We start from the raw sequence: 16,739 nt of genomic DNA, 5'->3' as shown, positions 1-16,739 counted from the left end.
TTACACCAAGGCCTTTAACCGCTCGGCCTGATCGCTGGCCGCCAGCGCGCCGATCAACTCCTCCAACTCCCCCTCCAGGATCCGAGGCAGGCTGTGAAGTGTGAGTCCGATGCGGTGATCGGTGACCCGACCCTGCGGGAAGTTGTAGGTGCGTATCCGTTCGCTCCGGTCGCCTGTCCCAACCTGCTGACGGCGCGCCTGTGAAATCTCCGCCGCTTGCTGCGCCGTAGCGGCCTCAAGCAGGCGGGCCCGCAGCACCTTCATGGCCTTCGCCCGATTCTTATGCTGCGACTTCTCATCCTGACAGGACACCACCATCCCGGTCGGCAGGTGAGTGATGCGTACCGCCGAATCGGTCGTGTTGACCGACTGCCCCCCAGGGCCTGTCGAACGAAAGACGTCGATGCGAAGGTCCTTCGGGTCGATCTGAACCTCGACATCCTCCGCCTCCGGGAGCACGGCAACGGTCACGGTCGAGGTATGAATCCGACCGCTGGACTCGGTGACGGGAACACGCTGCACCCGGTGGACGCCGCTCTCAAATTTCAGGCGGCTATAGGCCCCGCGTCCTTCGATGCTCAGGATCGCCTCCTTCATACCGCCGACCCCCGTCTGATTGGAAGAGAGCATCTCGACCCGCCAGCCTTGCAGTTCGGCGTATCGACTGTACATCCGGACCAACTCGGCCGCAAACAGCCCGGCCTCATCACCGCCGGCCCCGGCCCGGACCTCCACGATGATATTTTTCTCGTCGGCCGGGTCACGCGGCAACAGCAGGAGCGTCAACTCCTCCTCAAGCTTCGTCCGCTTGACGGCAAGTTCCTCAAGCTCAGCCTCTGCCAACTCGCGTACGTCGGTCTCGGTTCCATCACGCAGAAGCGTCTGCGCCTCCTCGACATCCCGTAAGAGCTTACGATACCGCTGGTATGCCTCGACCACCGGCTCCAGCTCGGCATATGCCTTGGCCAGTCGCTGGAAACGGACCTGATCGGTAATGATGGCCGGATCGCTCATCTGCAGCAGGATTTCGGCAGATCGCTGCTCGATGGTATCCAGGCGGTCACGCAACTGCAACATCGACATCACTGTCCCCTACACGTCCTCTCGCGATCAGGATGCCACTGCCTCCTCAGGCGCCGCTACCGCCTGTTCCGCAGAGGCGGTCTCATCCGCCGCCTTGGCCGCCTTCGGCTTTCTGGCATACTTCCTCCGGAACCGATCGACCCGCCCCTCGGTATCGATCAGCTTCTGGCGACCGGTAAAGAGCGGGTGGCACTTAGAGCAGATCTCGACCCGAAGCGAAGGCACGGTCGACCGGGTGTGAATGACCTCACCGCACGCACAGGTGATGGTCGTAACTTGATAGTTGGGGTGAATATCTGACTTCATGATCGTCCCTCCCTGAAAACAGCCAATTTTTCAGTAAGTTAAATGTGCTTGATTATAGGCCCAAATGCTCAGTCCGCTCAATAAAAATAGTCAATGATTCCAACATCTCCGCTTACGTCATTGCGAGAGAGCGCAGCGACCGAAGCAATCCAACCGTTTCTCGCACGGCTAAGAACGGGGAGATTGCCACGCTCCTTTCAGTCGCTCGCAATGACGGTTTCGGGGGTACGTTGTCACCGATGAGCACGACGCTGAGGTCGTGAGTCATGCTCACGACTGAAGGCAGACCGGCCGTCGTTCAACAAAAAATTCAGCCCGTCGAGGAGACGGGCTGACAGATTGCGTCGGCGAGGGGCTTGAACACTACGAATTCATCGCCCTCAGGAAATCCTCGTTCGATCTGGCTTGCCTCAACTTTTCGAGCAACAGTTCCATCGCCTCGACTACGCCCATCGTTTGGAGGACCTTGCGCAGAATCCACATCCGGTTGAGCTCCTCCTGGGTGAGTAGCAGCTCCTCCTTCCGCGTACCCGACCTGAAGATGTCGATGGCGGGGAAGACCCGTTTGTCCACCAACCGTCGATCCAGGACCAACTCGCAGTTGCCGGTCCCCTTGAACTCCTCGAAGATGACGTCGTCCATCCGGCTGCCGGTGTCGATCAGGGCTGTAGCCATGATCGTTAAACTCCCACCCTCTTCGATGTTCCGTGCCGCCCCGAAAAACCGCTTGGGGCGCTGGAGCGCATTGCTGTCCACGCCGCCGGAGAGTACCTTGCCGCTCGGCGGAACGATGGTATTGTAGGCCCGTCCCAATCGTGTAATGGAATCCAGCAGGATCACGACGTCGCGCTTATGTTCCACCAGCCGTTTGGCCTTCTCGATCACCATCTCGGCCACCTGGACGTGGCGCGTCGCCGGCTCGTCAAAGGTGGAACTGACCACCTCTGCCTTCACGGACCGCTGGAAGTCGGTCACCTCCTCGGGTCGCTCATCGATCAGCAGAACGATCAGGATCACCTCGGGATGATTCTTGGTAATGCTGTTGGCGATCTTTTGCAGAAGGATCGTCTTCCCGGTCCGCGGCGGGGCGACGATCAGCCCGCGCTGCCCCTTGCCGATCGGGGTCAGGAGGTCCATCACCCGCATATTCAGCTCATCCTGTGTCGTCTCCAGCCGGATCCGTTGATTCGGGAAGAGAGGGGTCAGGTTATCGAAGAGGATCTTGTCCTTGATCAACTCCGGATTTTCGAAGTTGACCGCCTCAACCTTGAGGAGGGCGAAATAGCGCTCACCCTCCTTGGGAGGTCTGACCTGTCCCGATACGGTGTCGCCGGTCCTGAGGTCGAAGCGCCGAATCTGCGACGGCGAGACGTAAATGTCGTCCGGCCCCGGCAGGTAGTTATAGTCCGGTGCTCGCAGGAAGCCAAACCCATCCGGCAACACCTCGAGCACCCCCTCCGCGAAGATCAGTCCGCTCTTCTCGGTTTGCGCCTCGAGGATCTTGAAGATGAGCTCTTGTTTACGGAGGCCGCTCGCGCCCACAACGTTGAGCGTCCGGGCAATGGTGCTCAACTCAGAGATGGTCTTCTCCTTCAACTCGACGATATTCATCGAACCACCCCTGGGGAGCGCCGTCGCCGTCTCCTTCGCCTCTGACGCACCGGACCGCCTGGTCGATTCAGATACTGGTGGGGCCATCTACGCAAACTCCTCTTCCGTAAGTCGATACGACTGTTGACGATGACTCTACTTCGCGAATGTCACCCATTGCTCGCCTGTTCTTCGAACCAGCCTGCAGCATGACGCCTGTCAATATCGGAAGCCGGTCATCTGAAACAAGGCCCCTGCCGGACGCATGGGAAATAATGGTCTGATTTGGAAAGCCAGATGAGTTAGATCTTAGGCAGCGTCGGTCTCACGCCTGTGATCATGATTCAGGACCGACCGACAAACGACACTCTGGAGAAGTCGATACCTCAGCGAGATTGTCAATCTAAACTTAGTAGAGCCCATACCCTTTGTCAAGCCTTTTTTCACGGCGCGACCTTCGCGGACAACTGGTCCCACACCGCCCGCACCCGTCGCGCCATCTCTTCGAGCGACCCCTCATTCTCGATGACATAGTGGGCGTAGCGTCGCTTCTCCTGTGGCGGCATCTGCGCCCGAATACGCCGCATCGCGTCATCCCGGCTGAGGCCCCTGAATCGAACCAGGCGCTCGATCCGAACCGCCTCGCTCGCCTCAACAAGAATCACCGCATCACAGCGAGTATGCCATCCGCTCTCAATCAGTAGTGCTGCATCGACCAGGCAGACCGCGCTCCCCGACCCCGCTGCCTGCCGGATACGACGTTCGCACTCGACGATGATAGCCGGGTGCAGCAACGCCTCCAATCGCCGGCGAGCGTCGGCGTCGGCAAACACGATGGCGCCCAATCGCTGACGATCGAGGCCTCCGCTCATTCCGACGATTTCTCGGCCGAATGCCGCGGCGACCGCCTCGAACAGCGGCTGATCGGGCTCGACCAGTTCGTGAGCCACCTGATCCGCATCGATGACTGTCGCCCCCAACTCCTTGAACATCGCGGCGACCGTACTCTTACCCGAACCGATGCCCCCTGTCAGACCGATCACGATCATCCGCCGACCGTCCTGCCCGCTAGGCATGAGCCTCAGCCCAGTTCACGCCGATTCCGAGGTCCACCTGCAGCGGGACGCAGAGCGTCGCCGCCCCCTCCATCTCCTCGGTGGCAATACGAGTGATGAGATCCAACTCGGCGTCTGGCACCTCAAACAGCAGCTCGTCGTGGATCTGTAAAATCATTCTCGCGCCCAACCGCTCCGATTGCAGGCGCCTGAAGATAGCGATCATGGCGACCTTGATCAGGTCGGCCGCCGATCCCTGTATCGGGGTATTGATCGCCAGCCGCTCTCCGAGTTGCCGAACCGTCTGATCGGCGCTCTTAAGCTCTGGAATGGCCCGGCGACGCCCCCACAGCGTGTTCACGAAGCCTCGCTCCGTCGCCTCGCGCACCGTCCGGTCGATATACGACTTGACCCCGTGATAGATCTGAAAATATCGGTTAATGTAGAGAGCGGCCTCCTCCTGCGACATATCGAGTTCCGACGCCAGGCCGAAGGGACTCATCCCGTAGACGATACCGAAGTTGATGACCTTGGCCCGTCGCCGCATCTCTGCCGTCACCGCCTCGGGCTCTACCCCGAAGATCTCCGCCGCTGTACTGCGGTGCACATCGGCACCCGCCGTGAAAGCGGCAATCAACGCGCAATCCTGCGAGAGGTGCGCCAGGATCCGCAGCTCGATCTGAGAATAGTCGGCCGACAGCAGGCGATGTCCTGCCGCAGCCACGAACGCCTGGCGAATCCGTCGCCCCAACTCGGTCCGAACGGGGATATTCTGAAGGTTCGGCTCACTGGAACTCAGGCGGCCTGTCGCCGCGACTGTCTGATTGAACGAGGTATGAATACGCCCGCTCGCGCGATCGGCAAGCCGAAGCAGCACATCCACATAGGTCGATTTGAGTTTCGCGAGGCTCCGATAATTCAGGACCTCTGCGGGCAGCTCATGGGTGGCAGCCAACCGCTGGAGTACCTCCATATTGGTGGAATAGCCGGTCTTCGTCCGTTTCAGCGGCGCAAGCTTCAGTCGCTGAAACAACACCTCGGCTAACTGCTTGGGTGAGTTGATGTTGAAACGCTCACCCGCCAGGGCGAAGATGCGCGACTCGATGCGACTCAGCTCACCCTCCAGTTCCTTCCTCAACTCCTCGAGCTGGTCGACATCTACCCTGAATCCGATCCCCTCCATCGAGGCCAATACCTCGATCAATGGCATCTCGATGCCGGCGAACAGCGGCAGCAGTCCGGACCGCTCCAGCCTCAGCCGCAACACCTCTTGGAGCTGCCACGCCAGATGCGCCTCCTCGGCTGCCCGGTTCATAACCTGCTCACGCCTATCCCCTCCCTTCTCAATCCCGGAATCGGCAGCGACGGCGATGCCCAACTGCTCCAGCGCCACGGTCGAAAGGGAATGATCCGATCGGTTCGGATTCAGGAGATAGGAGGCCACCATGGTATCGAAGGTCAATCCCTTCAGGCCGATCTCCTTTCGTGCGAGGGCGACCATCGCACGCTTGAGATCGTGACCGATCTTCGCAGGTGTCTCACCGGACAAGACCGGACGGAGGCGCTCCAGATTTGCATCGATTGCCGGAGAAGAGAAGCAGAGCGCCACATCAGGTTCATTGCAGAAGACCAGGCCATGGAGTGATTTGTCGGTCTGCCCGTCGTTATCCGACGCGACCGCAATAGCCACACTGGCGGAGGCCAGAAGGGCACGCGCGCACGCATCGGCCTCTGCCCCACGATCAAGAATCACGACGCGGAGCGCGCTGTTCGACGACATAGGGGCAAATGCCCGTTGGAGCCCCGCAAATCCCAGCTCTCGAAAGAGGGCGTGCAACGCGTGCCGGTCCGGCGACGGCGGCGTGAGCTGTGCGAGATCCAATTCAGCCTGGAGATCGGTCCTGATGCGGGCCAACTCACGGCTGAGTCTGGCCTGCTCAATCCCGCTTCTCAGGGCCTCTCGAGCCCTTACGGGCTTGACCTCAGGCAGGTGCGCGATTGCCGCTTCGATGCTTCCAAACTGTTGGATGAGACTCCTGGCGGTCTTCTCCCCGATTCCGCGCACGCCGGGGATATTGTCGATCGCGTCGCCCATCAGCCCCATCACCTCCACGACCTGACCGGGGGGGACGCCGAAGCGCTTCAGGACCGCCGATTCGTCGTACGCTGTAGCCTTCATGGCGTCGTAGACGCGGATCCCGGGCCCAACGAGCTGGAGCATGTCCTTATCGCCCGTTGCAATGGTGACACGGTCACCCCGCGCCGCCGCCCGTTGTGCGAGCGAGCCGATCAGATCGTCCGCCTCCTGTCCCGGTTGCGTCAGGAGCGGGATGCCCATCGCCTCCACGACTCGGTGGATATACGGAAGCTGGCGGCTCAGATCGTCGGGCATCGCTCCGCGATTGGCCTTATAGTCGGCGTAGTGCTGGTGTCGCTCGGTCGGCCCGGCGGAATCGAAGACGACGACGACCGCATCCGGCCGCTCGTCCCGGATGATCTTGATCAGCATATTGGTGAAGCCGTAGACGGCGCCGGTCGGAACCCCCTCGCTGCTGCTGAGGGGCGGAAGCGCGTGGTAGGCCCGAAACAGGTAGGAACTCCCGTCGATGAGATACAGCGATCTGCCTGCCATCGGTCAGTATCCTCTACGCAGGCATGCCGTTGCGGAAGGGTGGATCAGCCGAACAGATTCTTGACCTTATCAAAGAAACTCTGGACCAGCGGACTCCCGTCGCCGTTTTCCAGGGCGGCGTATGCTTCGAGCAGTTCGCGCTGCTTCGTGGTCAGTCGTTTGGGCACCTCGACTACGACCCTGACCACCAGGTCGCCTTGATCGTGGCCGCGCAGGCGCGGCACACCCTTGCCGCGAATGCGGAACTCGGCGCCCGGTTGGGTCCCGGACGGGATCTTGAGCTTCGTCATCCCGAAAAAGGTTGGGATCTCCAACTCGTCCCCCAACACCGCCTGGACAAACGTGACCGGGACCTCACAGTACAGGTCATCGCCATGCCGCGCAAAGAGCGGATGCTCCTTTACGGTGATGACAACATACAGATCGCCCCGGTCCCCCCAATGGGGACCGGCCTCCCCCTCGCCGGTCAGCTTTAAGCGTATCCCTGTCTCAACCCCGGCAGGGATCTTCACCGTCAGGGTCCGCTCGGATCGTGACCGCCCGGTGCCCCGGCAGTCGCGGCACCGATGTTCGATGACACGCCCCTCGCCTCGACAGGCCGAACAGGTCTGACTGATGGTGAGAAAGCCTTGCGAGTACCGGACCTGGCCGCTGCCGCGGCAGGACCGACACGCGACCGGAGATGTGCCGGGCTTCGCGCCGCTCCCCTTGCAGGCGCCGCAGGGCTCCATCCGGGGGATGGTGATCTCTTTCTCCACCCCGAGGATCGCCTCCTCAAGGTTGATCTCCAGGTTGTAGCGCAAATCCGCCCCTCGCGAGGCAGCCCGCCGACCGGATCCTCCAAAGAACCCCTCGAACAGGTCCTCAAATACCGACCCGAAGCCGGCCTCGCCAAACCCCCCGAAGCCGGCCCGTTCTCCGGCAACGCCGAACCGGTCATAGGCCGCCCGCTTCTCGGGATTGTTCAGGATCTCGTACGCCTCGGCAGCCTCCTTGAATTGCTCTTCCGACGCCTTATTGTCGGGGTTCTTGTCGGGGTGATATTTGTGGGCCAGCCGACGATAGGCCCGCTTGATCTCATCGGGACCGGCATCCCGATCTACCCCCAGCACCTCATAGTAGTCGCGCTTGCTCATGACTCAGATGTTTCGAATTTCGGATGTTGGGTTTCGGGTCTATCCTCACCGACGCTCGACGCTCGACACTCGACACTCGACACTGGTGTTTTCGATACCTTCACCATCGCCGGCCGCAACAGGCGCCCTTCCAGGAGGTACCCTTTTCGAATCTCCTCGACGGCGATATTGTCGCGACCATCCGTCGACTCTGTCTGAGCCACAGCCTGATGGAAGTTCGGATCGAACTCACGGCCCAATGCCTCGATCGGTTTAACCCCGACCTTTTCCAGGGTCGTCAGGAAGAGCCGAAGAATAATATCGACCCCCTCTGCAAGACCTTGGACGTCGCTGCCGACACGCGCCGTCGCGACCGCATGTTCCAGGCTGTCCACCACAGGCAGCAGTTCAAGAATCAGCCCTTCGTTCGCGAATCTCACAAACTCACTTCGCTCCCGGGATGCCCGCTTCTTGTAGTTCTCAAACTCCGCGTGCACGCGAAGGAGACGGTCATTGAGGGCATCCACCTCCGCAGTCCGTTCCTTAAGTTCGGCCTGCAGCTTGCCGATCATCGCCTCCAGCTCGGTTGTGGGGGCGGCGGGACCCTCATGAACGGTACCGCTTGTCGGTGCTGTGACGTCTTGATTTTCCTGATTCATGGTCCGATCGACTCCTATCTGTTCAACGACAGAGTCGGCAGGCTATCCGCCGGAACTATACATCCGCCTCTGTCAGCAGCTTGCTCACAACCCTGGCCGTACAATCGACAAGGGCCACCATGCGGTCATAAGCGATCCGTTTCGGTCCAACGATGCCGAGTACGCCAATAACATGATCCCCGCTCTTATACGGCGAGGCAATCAGGCTGAGGTCGCGCATCTCCCTCATCTCACTCTCTCGACCGATAATTACCCGCAACCCCTCATAGGTCAGGCATTGATCAAGAATCTTCACCAGCTTTGATTTTTCCTCAAAGGCTGCGAAGATATGCTTCATCTTGTTGATGTCGGCAAACTCCGGCTGATGCGCGATGTTGGCCGCCCCTCCGATATAGACCTGTTCTTCCTCACCCTCCAGCGTCTTATTGCTGAGCTCCAGTGCCCGCTGCATCAGGCGGTTAAACTCATCGCGCTCCTCGGCCATTCGCGCAATGATCCGGTTTCTGACCTCGTGAAGGGTCACCCCGCCCAAAACACTGTTCAGATAGTTGGAGATCCGATCCAGTCCCGGCTGCTCGATCAGCTCGTCGATGGCAATCACCTTCTGCTGAACGAGTCCGGAATCGGCCATCAGGACCACCAGAATCCGCTCCCGGTTCAGGTGGACAAAATTGATGCGCCGCCACGTATTCTGTGCAAATCTCGGCGCAAGCACGACCGATGCGTATCGCGACAAATCGGAAAGGATTCGGCTGACCCCCTGCACCAGCTCCTCGGCCTGACCGCGGCTAGGACGGATTCCCTGTTCGATCCGACTTTCCTCGACCCTCGACAATCGAGGACGCTGCATGAGACTGTCGACGTACAAGCGATACCCGGAATCGGTTGGGATCCTGCCGGCCGACGCGTGCGGTTGAGAGAGATAGCCTTCCTCCTCCAGATCCGCCATCACGTTGCGGATGGTGGCAGGGCTGAGGTGGCCCAGGTGGTGTCTCGCGATGCTTCGGGACCCGACAGGCTCCCCGGAGGTGATATAGTCATGGATAATCACCTTCAGGACCTGACGCTCCCGTGGAGTCAGTTCATGTGTCCGCATGAATCCCTCGTCCCCCCCTTGCGCCTTCTTCGGCTCTTGGCACTCTCTCGCGGAGAGTGCCAAATCACAAAAAAATCCTAAGAAAAACGGCTACTATTGTCAAGCGGTTTTGCCGCCGTCCCACGCGGAGTCTACGGACCGGAATCAGAGAAGTTGGACAACCAGTTCGTTGGCTACGAGAAGCCCACGCTCTGTGATCTGTACCCGCCCTTCCCGTACGCGAAGAAACCCATCGTCCAGAAAGCGAGCGACCCGATCAGACGCCGCAAGGTCTTGAATACCCAGGAGGTCCGTGAACGCCTGCACGTCCAATCCGGACCGAAGCCGCAGTCCCAACATCAGACGCTCGGATCGCACCATCTCGACAGACAGCACTTCGCCGCCGGCTACGGCGGCCCCTCGCTCGGCCATCGCGCAGACGTAGCGTGCGGGCAGTGATTCATTGTAGTACCGACGTCCGGCGAGGAATGAGTGGGCCCCCGCCCCCAGGCCGAGGTACTCCTGGTGTTGCCAGTAGACCAGATTATGCCGACATTGAAAGCCTTGACGCGCGAAGTTGGAAATTTCGTACTGCTCAAAGCCGGCCTCGCGCAACCGGTCGACAGCTAAACGGTACATCGCCGCCTCCGTCTCTTCGTCGGGGAGCCCAATGTCGCCCCTGGACGACTCAAGCTGGAGCGGCGTCCCGTCCTCGAGAATCAGCCCGTAGGCAGAGATGTGCTCAGGACCTGCGCCGATCGCCCAGTCAAGGGTCTCCGACCAGTCGTCCGTACTCTGATCGGGCAGGCCGAACATCAGGTCCAGATTGATATTATCGAAGCCGGCCTCCCGCATCGACCAAAAGGCTCGTTCGGCCTCCCAGGCCGTATGGGCGCGTCCGATTCGTTGGAGGAGTCGGTCCTGAACCGCTTGCACCCCTGCGCTCAGGCGGGTCACCCCGCCCTCTCGCAACGCACAGAGTTTCGGCAGGTCGACCGTCCCAGGATTGACCTCGAGGCTGACCTCTGCATCGTCCTCGACGGTAAAGGTCGCCCGGCAATGATCGAGGATGCCGACCAGTTGCGACGCCTGGAGTATCGAAGGCGTCCCGCCGCCGAAGAAGACGGAACAGACGCGCCGGTCTCGGACCGCTTCTGCGCACGCCCTCGATGCGATCTCTCGCGCCAGCGTCTCCAGATATTGTGTAATCTGACCGGTATCAATGCGATAGCTGTTGAAGTCGCAGTAATGACAGCGTGACAGGCAATAGGGAATGTGGATGTATACACCGAGGGGTTGGGCGTAAGGGGTAAGGCGTGAGGAGTAAGGAGAAGAGTCTGAACTCGACACTCGACACTCAACGCTCGACACTGCGTTCATCGCACCAGCATCCCGATCCGATCCCAGCGCGGCCGGAAACGCTCGTGATCCCACGACCAGTAGATGACGAAGGCCTTCCCTCTGATCTTCTTCATATCGAGCAAACCCCAAAACCTGCTGTCCATGCTGTAGTCCCGGTTGTCACCCATCATAAACAGGTGGCCAGGCTCGACGACAACCGGACCAAAATTGTCCCGCGACGAACCCGGATCATCGAACGCGGCTGGATCCAGGTGGATGGCGTACGGCTCAGTCACCGGCTGATCGTTGATGTAGAGCTGTTTGGCCCGAATCTCCACCTTGTCACCCGGCAGACCGACCACCCGCTTGATGAAGTCTCTCCCTTCATCCTGAGGGTACTTGAAGACGATGATGTCGCCATGTTGGGGGTTCGTGAACCAGAAGAGGAACTTGTTGACTAAAATGTGGTCGCCGACCTGGAGCGTCTGCAGCATCGATCCGGATGGGATCTTGAAAGCCTGGACCACAAAGGTTCGAACCACCAACGCCAGGATAACGGCAATGACCACGGCCTCCGCATACTGGCGCGCAACCGATTTATCGGACTTCGCGTTCGGCCGCGGGGCCCGCTCCTGATCCTCCTTCACTGTCTCATCCGCTGTCTGTCGTCTCATGGCGTTTTGACCTTCAGGACTGCCATGAAGGCCTCCTGGGGAATCTCGACCCTGCCGACCTGCTTCATTCTGCGCTTCCCCTCTTTCTGGCGCTCCAACAGTTTTCGCTTGCGGGTAATATCCCCGCCGTAGCATTTGGCCGTGACGTTTTTGCGTAAGGGGCGCACGCTTTCTCGCGCGATCACCTTACCGCCAAGCGCAGCCTGGATCACCACCTCGAAGAGCTGTCTGGGAATCAGCTCCCGCATCTGTTCCACCAGCATCCGGCCCCTGAGATACGCCTGCTCCCTCGGCACGATGCACGAGAGCGCATCCACCGGTTCACCGTTGACCAGGATGTCCAGTTTCACCAGGTGACCCTCCCGATAATCGATGAATTCATAGTCCAGCGAGGCGTAGCCGCGGGTAGCCGACTTGAGTCGATCATAGAAATCCATGACGATCTCGTTGAGCGGGAGGTCGTAGGTGATGACGACCCGGCCGCCCTCCATATACTCGACACCGCGCTGGATCCCGCGCTTTTCCTGACAGAGCGCGAAGATCGGCCCGACGTACTCGCCGGGTGCCATAATGGAGGCCTTGATGTACGGCTCTTCAATCCATTCGATGGCCTGCGGCGAAGGCAGATCGCTGGGGTTGTCCACCTCAACCACGGTCCCGTCACTCTTGGAGACCCGGTAGACCACAGTCGGCGCGGTCGTGATCAGCGTCAGGCCAAACTCGCGCTCCAGCCGCTCCTGAATGATCTCCATGTGGAGCAGACCGAGGAACCCGCACCGAAAGCCGAATCCCAGGGCCACCGACGTCTCCGGCTCAAAGCTGAAGGAGAAATCGTTCAACTGAAGCTTCTCCAGCGCCTCCTTCAGTTCCAGGTACTGTTCGCTCTCGGTCGGGTACAGACCGGCAAATACCATCGGCCGGACCTCTTTGAAGCCGGGCAGCGGCGCCGCCGTCGGTCGGTCCTCGGCCGTGATGGTATCTCCGACCCTCGTGTGGCGCACATCCTTGATCCCGGCGATGATGTACCCGACCTCTCCGGCCGACAGCGAATCCGTAGGACGCATCTGCGGGGCAAAGACGCCGACCTGCATCACGTCGAACGCCGCGCCGGTGGACATCAGGAGTATCCGCATCCCCGCACGCACCTGGCCTTCATACAGCCGGACGTAAACGATCACCCCCTGGTAGGGATCAAATGACGAGTCGAAGATCAGTGCCCTCAGAGACGCGTCAGACGCGCCAGTGGGAGGCGGAATCCGCTTGATGACCGCCTCGATGACCTCTTCGGTCCCGATCCCGCGCTTGGCGCTGCACAGGATCGCCTCGGACGCATCGATGGCCAGGGTCTCCTCGATCTGCGCCTTGACTCGCGGGATATCGGCATTCGGCAGGTCAATCTTGTTGATGACCGGGATGATAGCCAGGTCGTGCTCCATGGCGAGGTGCACATTGGCCAGCGTCTGCGCCTCGACGCCCTGGACGGCATCGATCACGAGCAAGGCCCCCTCGCACGCCGAGAGGCTTCGTGAGACCTCGTAACTGAAGTCCACATGACCGGGCGTATCGATCAGATTCAGGATATACTCCGGTGCACCGTGACGTTTGTAGTGGAGGCGGACGGCCTTAGCCTTGATGGTAATACCCCGTTCCCGCTCGAGGTCCATGCGATCCAGGACTTGGGCCTCCATCTCGCGAGGCGGCAGCGCCCCGGTCGCCTCCAGAATCCGATCAGCCAGGGTTGACTTACCGTGATCGATGTGCGCGATGATGGAGAAGTTCCGAATCTGTTGCAGATTGGTCGCCATCACATTACGGGCAGGGAAGAAGACCGGCCATTACCAATCTCGATCTCCGACAAAGTCAACCATCAGGACAAGCGAGCGCTTGGCAGCCGAATCCGGAAAGCTGCTGAGCGATGTCTTCGCCTTCTTCAGGTAGGTGCGAACCAGCTCCATGGTCGCCGGAACGGCGCCGTACCGTTCCACCATCGCCTTGACCTCTGCCAAGTCGGTCTCCCCGAGCGTGGTCTGCGCGGCCAACTCGCGGATCCTGCCCCGATCGGCCTCCGAACCGGCCCACATCACATGCAGGATCGGAAAGGTCACCTTCCCCTCCTTGAAGTCGTTCCCCACCGGTTTACCCAACCGGTCCTCTTCGGCCACAAAGTCCAGCGCGTCATCGACCAACTGGAATCCAATCCCCAGATTCAGACCGAACTCGGTTAATGCCGCCACCTCGTCCATCGGTCTGCCGGCGATCAGGGCGCCGGTTCTGCACGCAACGGAAATCAGGGCGGCGGTCTTTGCCGTGATGATGTCCAGATACTCGTGATACGCAAGGTCGAGGTTTCCGGCGTTCTGGACCTCGCGTACCTGACCCTCAATCATCAGAACCGTCGCATCCGCGAAGGCCCGCATGACCGCCAGATCACCATCGATCACCAGCATCTGGAGCGATCTGGCGTACAGAAAATCGCCCGCCAGCACAGAGATCTGCGAACCCCAGGTACTATTGGCCGAGGGCAGCCCGCGGCGCTTATCGGCCCGATCGATGATATCATCATGAATAAGCGTGGCCGCGTGCATGTATTCGGCCACGACCGCCAGATCGATGTGACGCGAGCCGCTATCATAGCCACAGAGCTTGGCCGACAGCAACAGCAACGCAGGTCGGACCCGTTTCCCGCCGCTCTTGAGCACATACCGGATGATCTCAGAGATCAACTCCACATCACCGCTGATGTCTTGGAGGAGCCGCTCTTCAACCAGGGCAAGTTCGGAAGTCACAGGAGAGAGAATCGTCTCAGCAATCACGTGCGCGCCTCTTTAACCGGTTCCGCCATTCAGACCACGACGGGTAGAGTATAGGACATACCCCCCTCGCCTGTCCAAGGGGAAAATGTCCGGGATTTCCCGCAGGCGGGTCTCTGCAGCGGTCTTGGCGATGATGAAGAGCCGTCCATGATCGACGACAAGACGCCGAAACTCGGCCTCCTCACCCTTTCTGATGATCATAACCGGTCGTTCCGAGTAAAACACCAGGCTGGGCGCGTTCAGGTTGTAGGCTACCAGACGGTCGTCATGGCGAAGCTCGTGTCTGGCGAGAAGCGCAAAGTCGTGCAGAGCCCCCTGAAGGCTCTCCTGGATCGCCGGGGCAATCCGTTCTACGGCCAGGACGATACTCACAACCATGGTGCCCGCCATCGCAGCCGTCGCCACATCCGCCTTCCCTCTTCGTCTCGCCGCAATCGCCAGGGTAAGCCCAACCGCGAAGAGGCAGGCCAGCGCATACGGCGCCATCCCGAAGTCAAACGGGGGGATATCCGGCGCCTCACGAAGTCGAATACGATCGGCGATGAACGGCAGGAGAAGGAGGGTTACGGTCAACACACCGGTCGCCCCGGCCATGAGCCCATCGGATATTCGCACCCATCCCCCGGCCTGCCGTCGCTCGTCACGATCAGAATCGCCGGCAATCCCCGCCAGAAGAGCGAGCGCCGGGACGGCAGGAAAGATATAGGAGGGGAGTTTCGTGCGGGAGAACGAGAAAAAGAGCACAATCACGCCGGCCCACAGCCACAGAAACAGCAACAGCTCCTGTCGTTCGGTCAATCCGGCACGGAGTCGACGGCGGATTGTCCAGAGCCGACCAAAGGCATCGGACAGCATCCCGCTCCATGGGAAAAAGCCAAGAATGATCACCGGCAGGAAATACAAGGCGCCCCCGACATGACCCGATATGACACCCAGATAACGATTCAGATGGTGTTGGACAAAAAATCCGTAAACAAACGTCCATCCGTGCTCACGCAACACCAAGACATACCAGGGCAGCACGACCGCGCTGAACAGGCCGATACCGGGCAACAGGCGGAGTTTGGAAAGGCCGTGACGGCCCTTTCTGCGAATAGCCAGAAACAGGCCGACAACCAGTCCGGGGAGCAGCAGACCGATGGGGCCCTTCGTGAGTACGGCGAGCGCGATGGCAGCATACCCGGCAAGTGAAAAATGGTGGCCCACCGCATCGTCGGCCAGATAGAGGTCGAAAAACCCGAACAGCGCCACGGTCATACAAAAGGTCAGCGTCATGTCGGTGACCGCCGCCCGCGCCAACACGACGGTCCCGGCATTTGTGGCAAAGGCCAGCGCGGCAATCAGCGCGGCCCGTTCGCTGAGCCGCCGTCGTCCGAATAGATAGATCGACAGTGTAAGACCGGTCGCAAAGACGGCGGACCAGACGCGGGCCGCATACTCGCCGACCCCGAATCCTTTATAGGCCAGTGCGATCAGCCAGTAGAAGAAGATCGGTTTGTCAAAACGAGGCCGGAAATTGAAATGGGGTGTGACCCAATCGCCGGAGATCACCATCTCCCTCGCCGCCTCGGCATAAGCCGGTTCGTCGGCGTCAAATAGTAACAGCGTATCCAGGCGGTAGAAAAAGAGGAGAAAGCTTGCAGCAAGAAGGAGGGTCGTCGCCGCAACCGCCCGGACCCATCGGCGGGGGCCGGCTGCCGCAGGCAGCGCCTTCTCAGATAGGCTCATGTACTGAAGAAGGTGCCGCCAGTCGACAGATGAACCAACCGGAGAGGATCCCGACAACGGCCCCCGCCACCACATCGGATGGGAAGTGCTTCGCCAGATAGACCCTGGAGAGGGCAACCAGGACGGCCAGTCCGTATAAGGGTACCGCATACCTCGGATAGCTGCGGGCAAGGACAAATGCCAGGGCAAATGCGGTGACGGAATGGCCGGAAGGAAAGGAGATCAAGCCGGCGCCCTTGCCCAGGCAAGGAAACTCGACGAAGAACTCGCCTGACTGTTCGGTCAGCGGCCGCGCTCGGCAGAACAGGTTTTTTAAGATCTGGCCGGACAGACCGCTGACGATCACCGCAAACAGCCCGAGTCGCCCCGCCACTGCCTCTCGTGGCCTCCCGGTCAACCGGCCACAACCGAACAGGACGACCGCGATACCGGCGTCTATCAATCCGTATCCGATGGCCGTGATGACGGTCGCTACCTGCAGTCCCCAGTCGCTCTGCACCGATAGGATCAAGCCCTTCACCGGACCGTCGACGCGCCAGACGAGGAAGGGGAGTACGATCAACAATGCGGCGGTATAGCTCAAGACCTTGACGTCAAATGACCGGACGAGAGACGTTGGCGGCTTCTGGTAATCGGACAATCTTCTCGATGACATCCTTATCTACGAT

Annotated in this window: 14 protein-coding genes; all 14 read right to left on the bottom strand. The window is 60.3% G+C overall.

Translation table 11 applies throughout. The annotated features are described in order from the left end of the window. Complete coding sequence (locus C3F12_14920) at positions 1-1,068, bottom strand: peptide chain release factor 1 (GenBank protein PWB42516.1); 1,068 nt, start codon at positions 1,066-1,068, stop codon at positions 1-3. Between the two features lie 42 nt (positions 1,069-1,110). After that, positions 1,111-1,389 (bottom strand): 50S ribosomal protein L31, encoded by a 279-nt coding sequence (locus C3F12_14915; GenBank protein ID PWB42478.1) that lies wholly within the window; start codon positions 1,387-1,389, stop codon positions 1,111-1,113. A gap of 363 nt (positions 1,390-1,752) precedes the next feature. Then, positions 1,753-3,000: a transcription termination factor Rho gene (rho, locus tag C3F12_14910; protein ID PWB42477.1), complete on the bottom strand. Its 1,248-nt coding sequence runs from the start codon at positions 2,998-3,000 to the stop codon at positions 1,753-1,755. Between the two features lie 422 nt (positions 3,001-3,422). After that, positions 3,423-4,055, bottom strand: a complete 633-nt coding sequence (locus C3F12_14905; protein PWB42476.1) for a dephospho-CoA kinase — start codon at positions 4,053-4,055, stop codon at positions 3,423-3,425. Then, positions 4,048-6,666 carry a DNA polymerase I gene (locus C3F12_14900; GenBank protein PWB42475.1) on the bottom strand — a complete coding sequence of 873 codons (2,619 nt, stop codon included), beginning with the start codon at positions 6,664-6,666 and terminating at the stop codon, positions 4,048-4,050. Before C3F12_14900 ends, C3F12_14905 begins: the two co-directional genes overlap by 8 nt. 44 nt (positions 6,667-6,710) lie before the next feature. After that, a complete protein-coding gene (dnaJ, locus tag C3F12_14895) occupies positions 6,711-7,802 on the bottom strand; it encodes a molecular chaperone DnaJ (GenBank protein PWB42474.1) in 1,092 nt (363 codons plus the stop codon). Beyond that, entirely contained in the window at positions 7,799-8,440 is a 642-nt protein-coding gene (gene grpE / locus C3F12_14890; GenBank protein PWB42473.1) for a nucleotide exchange factor GrpE, read from the bottom strand. Before grpE ends, dnaJ begins: the two co-directional genes overlap by 4 nt. A gap of 55 nt (positions 8,441-8,495) precedes the next feature. Beyond that, positions 8,496-9,536 (bottom strand): heat-inducible transcription repressor HrcA, encoded by a 1,041-nt coding sequence (gene hrcA / locus C3F12_14885; GenBank protein ID PWB42472.1) that lies wholly within the window; start codon positions 9,534-9,536, stop codon positions 8,496-8,498. 144 nt (positions 9,537-9,680) lie between these two features. Beyond that, the gene (locus C3F12_14880) at positions 9,681-10,895 is read right to left on the bottom strand and encodes a coproporphyrinogen III oxidase (protein PWB42471.1); all 1,215 of its coding nucleotides are present in this window, start codon (positions 10,893-10,895) and stop codon (positions 9,681-9,683) included. Then, positions 10,892-11,530 (bottom strand): signal peptidase I, encoded by a 639-nt coding sequence (gene lepB / locus C3F12_14875; protein PWB42470.1) that lies wholly within the window; start codon positions 11,528-11,530, stop codon positions 10,892-10,894. Before lepB ends, C3F12_14880 begins: the two co-directional genes overlap by 4 nt. Next, entirely contained in the window at positions 11,527-13,335 is a 1,809-nt protein-coding gene (locus C3F12_14870) for an elongation factor 4 (GenBank protein PWB42469.1), read from the bottom strand. The genes lepB and C3F12_14870 overlap by 4 nt, the downstream gene beginning before the upstream one ends. Before the next feature lie 30 nt (positions 13,336-13,365). Continuing rightward, complete coding sequence (locus C3F12_14865; GenBank protein ID PWB42468.1) at positions 13,366-14,343, bottom strand: polyprenyl synthetase; 978 nt, start codon at positions 14,341-14,343, stop codon at positions 13,366-13,368. 12 nt (positions 14,344-14,355) lie between these two features. Beyond that, positions 14,356-16,146: a hypothetical protein gene (locus C3F12_14860; GenBank protein ID PWB42467.1), complete on the bottom strand. Its 1,791-nt coding sequence runs from the start codon at positions 16,144-16,146 to the stop codon at positions 14,356-14,358. Continuing rightward, positions 16,058-16,726, bottom strand: a complete 669-nt coding sequence (locus C3F12_14855) for a hypothetical protein (protein PWB42515.1) — start codon at positions 16,724-16,726, stop codon at positions 16,058-16,060. Before C3F12_14855 ends, C3F12_14860 begins: the two co-directional genes overlap by 89 nt. Positions 16,727-16,739: the final 13 nt, after the last annotated feature.

It is taken from the genome of Candidatus Methylomirabilota bacterium (assembly GCA_003104975.1).
Taxonomy (GTDB): Bacteria; Methylomirabilota; Methylomirabilia; order Methylomirabilales; family Methylomirabilaceae; genus Methylomirabilis.
The sequence above is the reverse complement of the archived record's forward strand: the minus strand, read 5'-3'. Positions and strand labels throughout refer to the sequence as shown.

Coding starts and splice junctions, on each gene's coding strand:
- C3F12_14915 (PWB42478.1), bottom strand. CDS start 1,389: ATGAAGTCAGATATTCACCCCAACTATCAAGTTACGACCATCACCTGT.
- rho (PWB42477.1), bottom strand. CDS start 3,000: ATGAATATCGTCGAGTTGAAGGAGAAGACCATCTCTGAGTTGAGCACC.
- C3F12_14905 (PWB42476.1), bottom strand. CDS start 4,055: ATGCCTAGCGGGCAGGACGGTCGGCGGATGATCGTGATCGGTCTGACA.
- C3F12_14900 (PWB42475.1), bottom strand. CDS start 6,666: ATGGCAGGCAGATCGCTGTATCTCATCGACGGGAGTTCCTACCTGTTT.
- dnaJ (PWB42474.1), bottom strand. CDS start 7,802: ATGAGCAAGCGCGACTACTATGAGGTGCTGGGGGTAGATCGGGATGCC.
- grpE (PWB42473.1), bottom strand. CDS start 8,440: ATGAATCAGGAAAATCAAGACGTCACAGCACCGACAAGCGGTACCGTT.
- hrcA (PWB42472.1), bottom strand. CDS start 9,536: ATGCGGACACATGAACTGACTCCACGGGAGCGTCAGGTCCTGAAGGTG.
- C3F12_14880 (PWB42471.1), bottom strand. CDS start 10,895: ATGAACGCAGTGTCGAGCGTTGAGTGTCGAGTGTCGAGTTCAGACTCT.
- lepB (PWB42470.1), bottom strand. CDS start 11,530: ATGAGACGACAGACAGCGGATGAGACAGTGAAGGAGGATCAGGAGCGG.
- C3F12_14870 (PWB42469.1), bottom strand. CDS start 13,335: ATGGCGACCAATCTGCAACAGATTCGGAACTTCTCCATCATCGCGCAC.
- C3F12_14860 (PWB42467.1), bottom strand. CDS start 16,146: ATGTGGTGGCGGGGGCCGTTGTCGGGATCCTCTCCGGTTGGTTCATCT.
- C3F12_14855 (PWB42515.1), bottom strand. CDS start 16,726: ATGTCATCGAGAAGATTGTCCGATTACCAGAAGCCGCCAACGTCTCTC.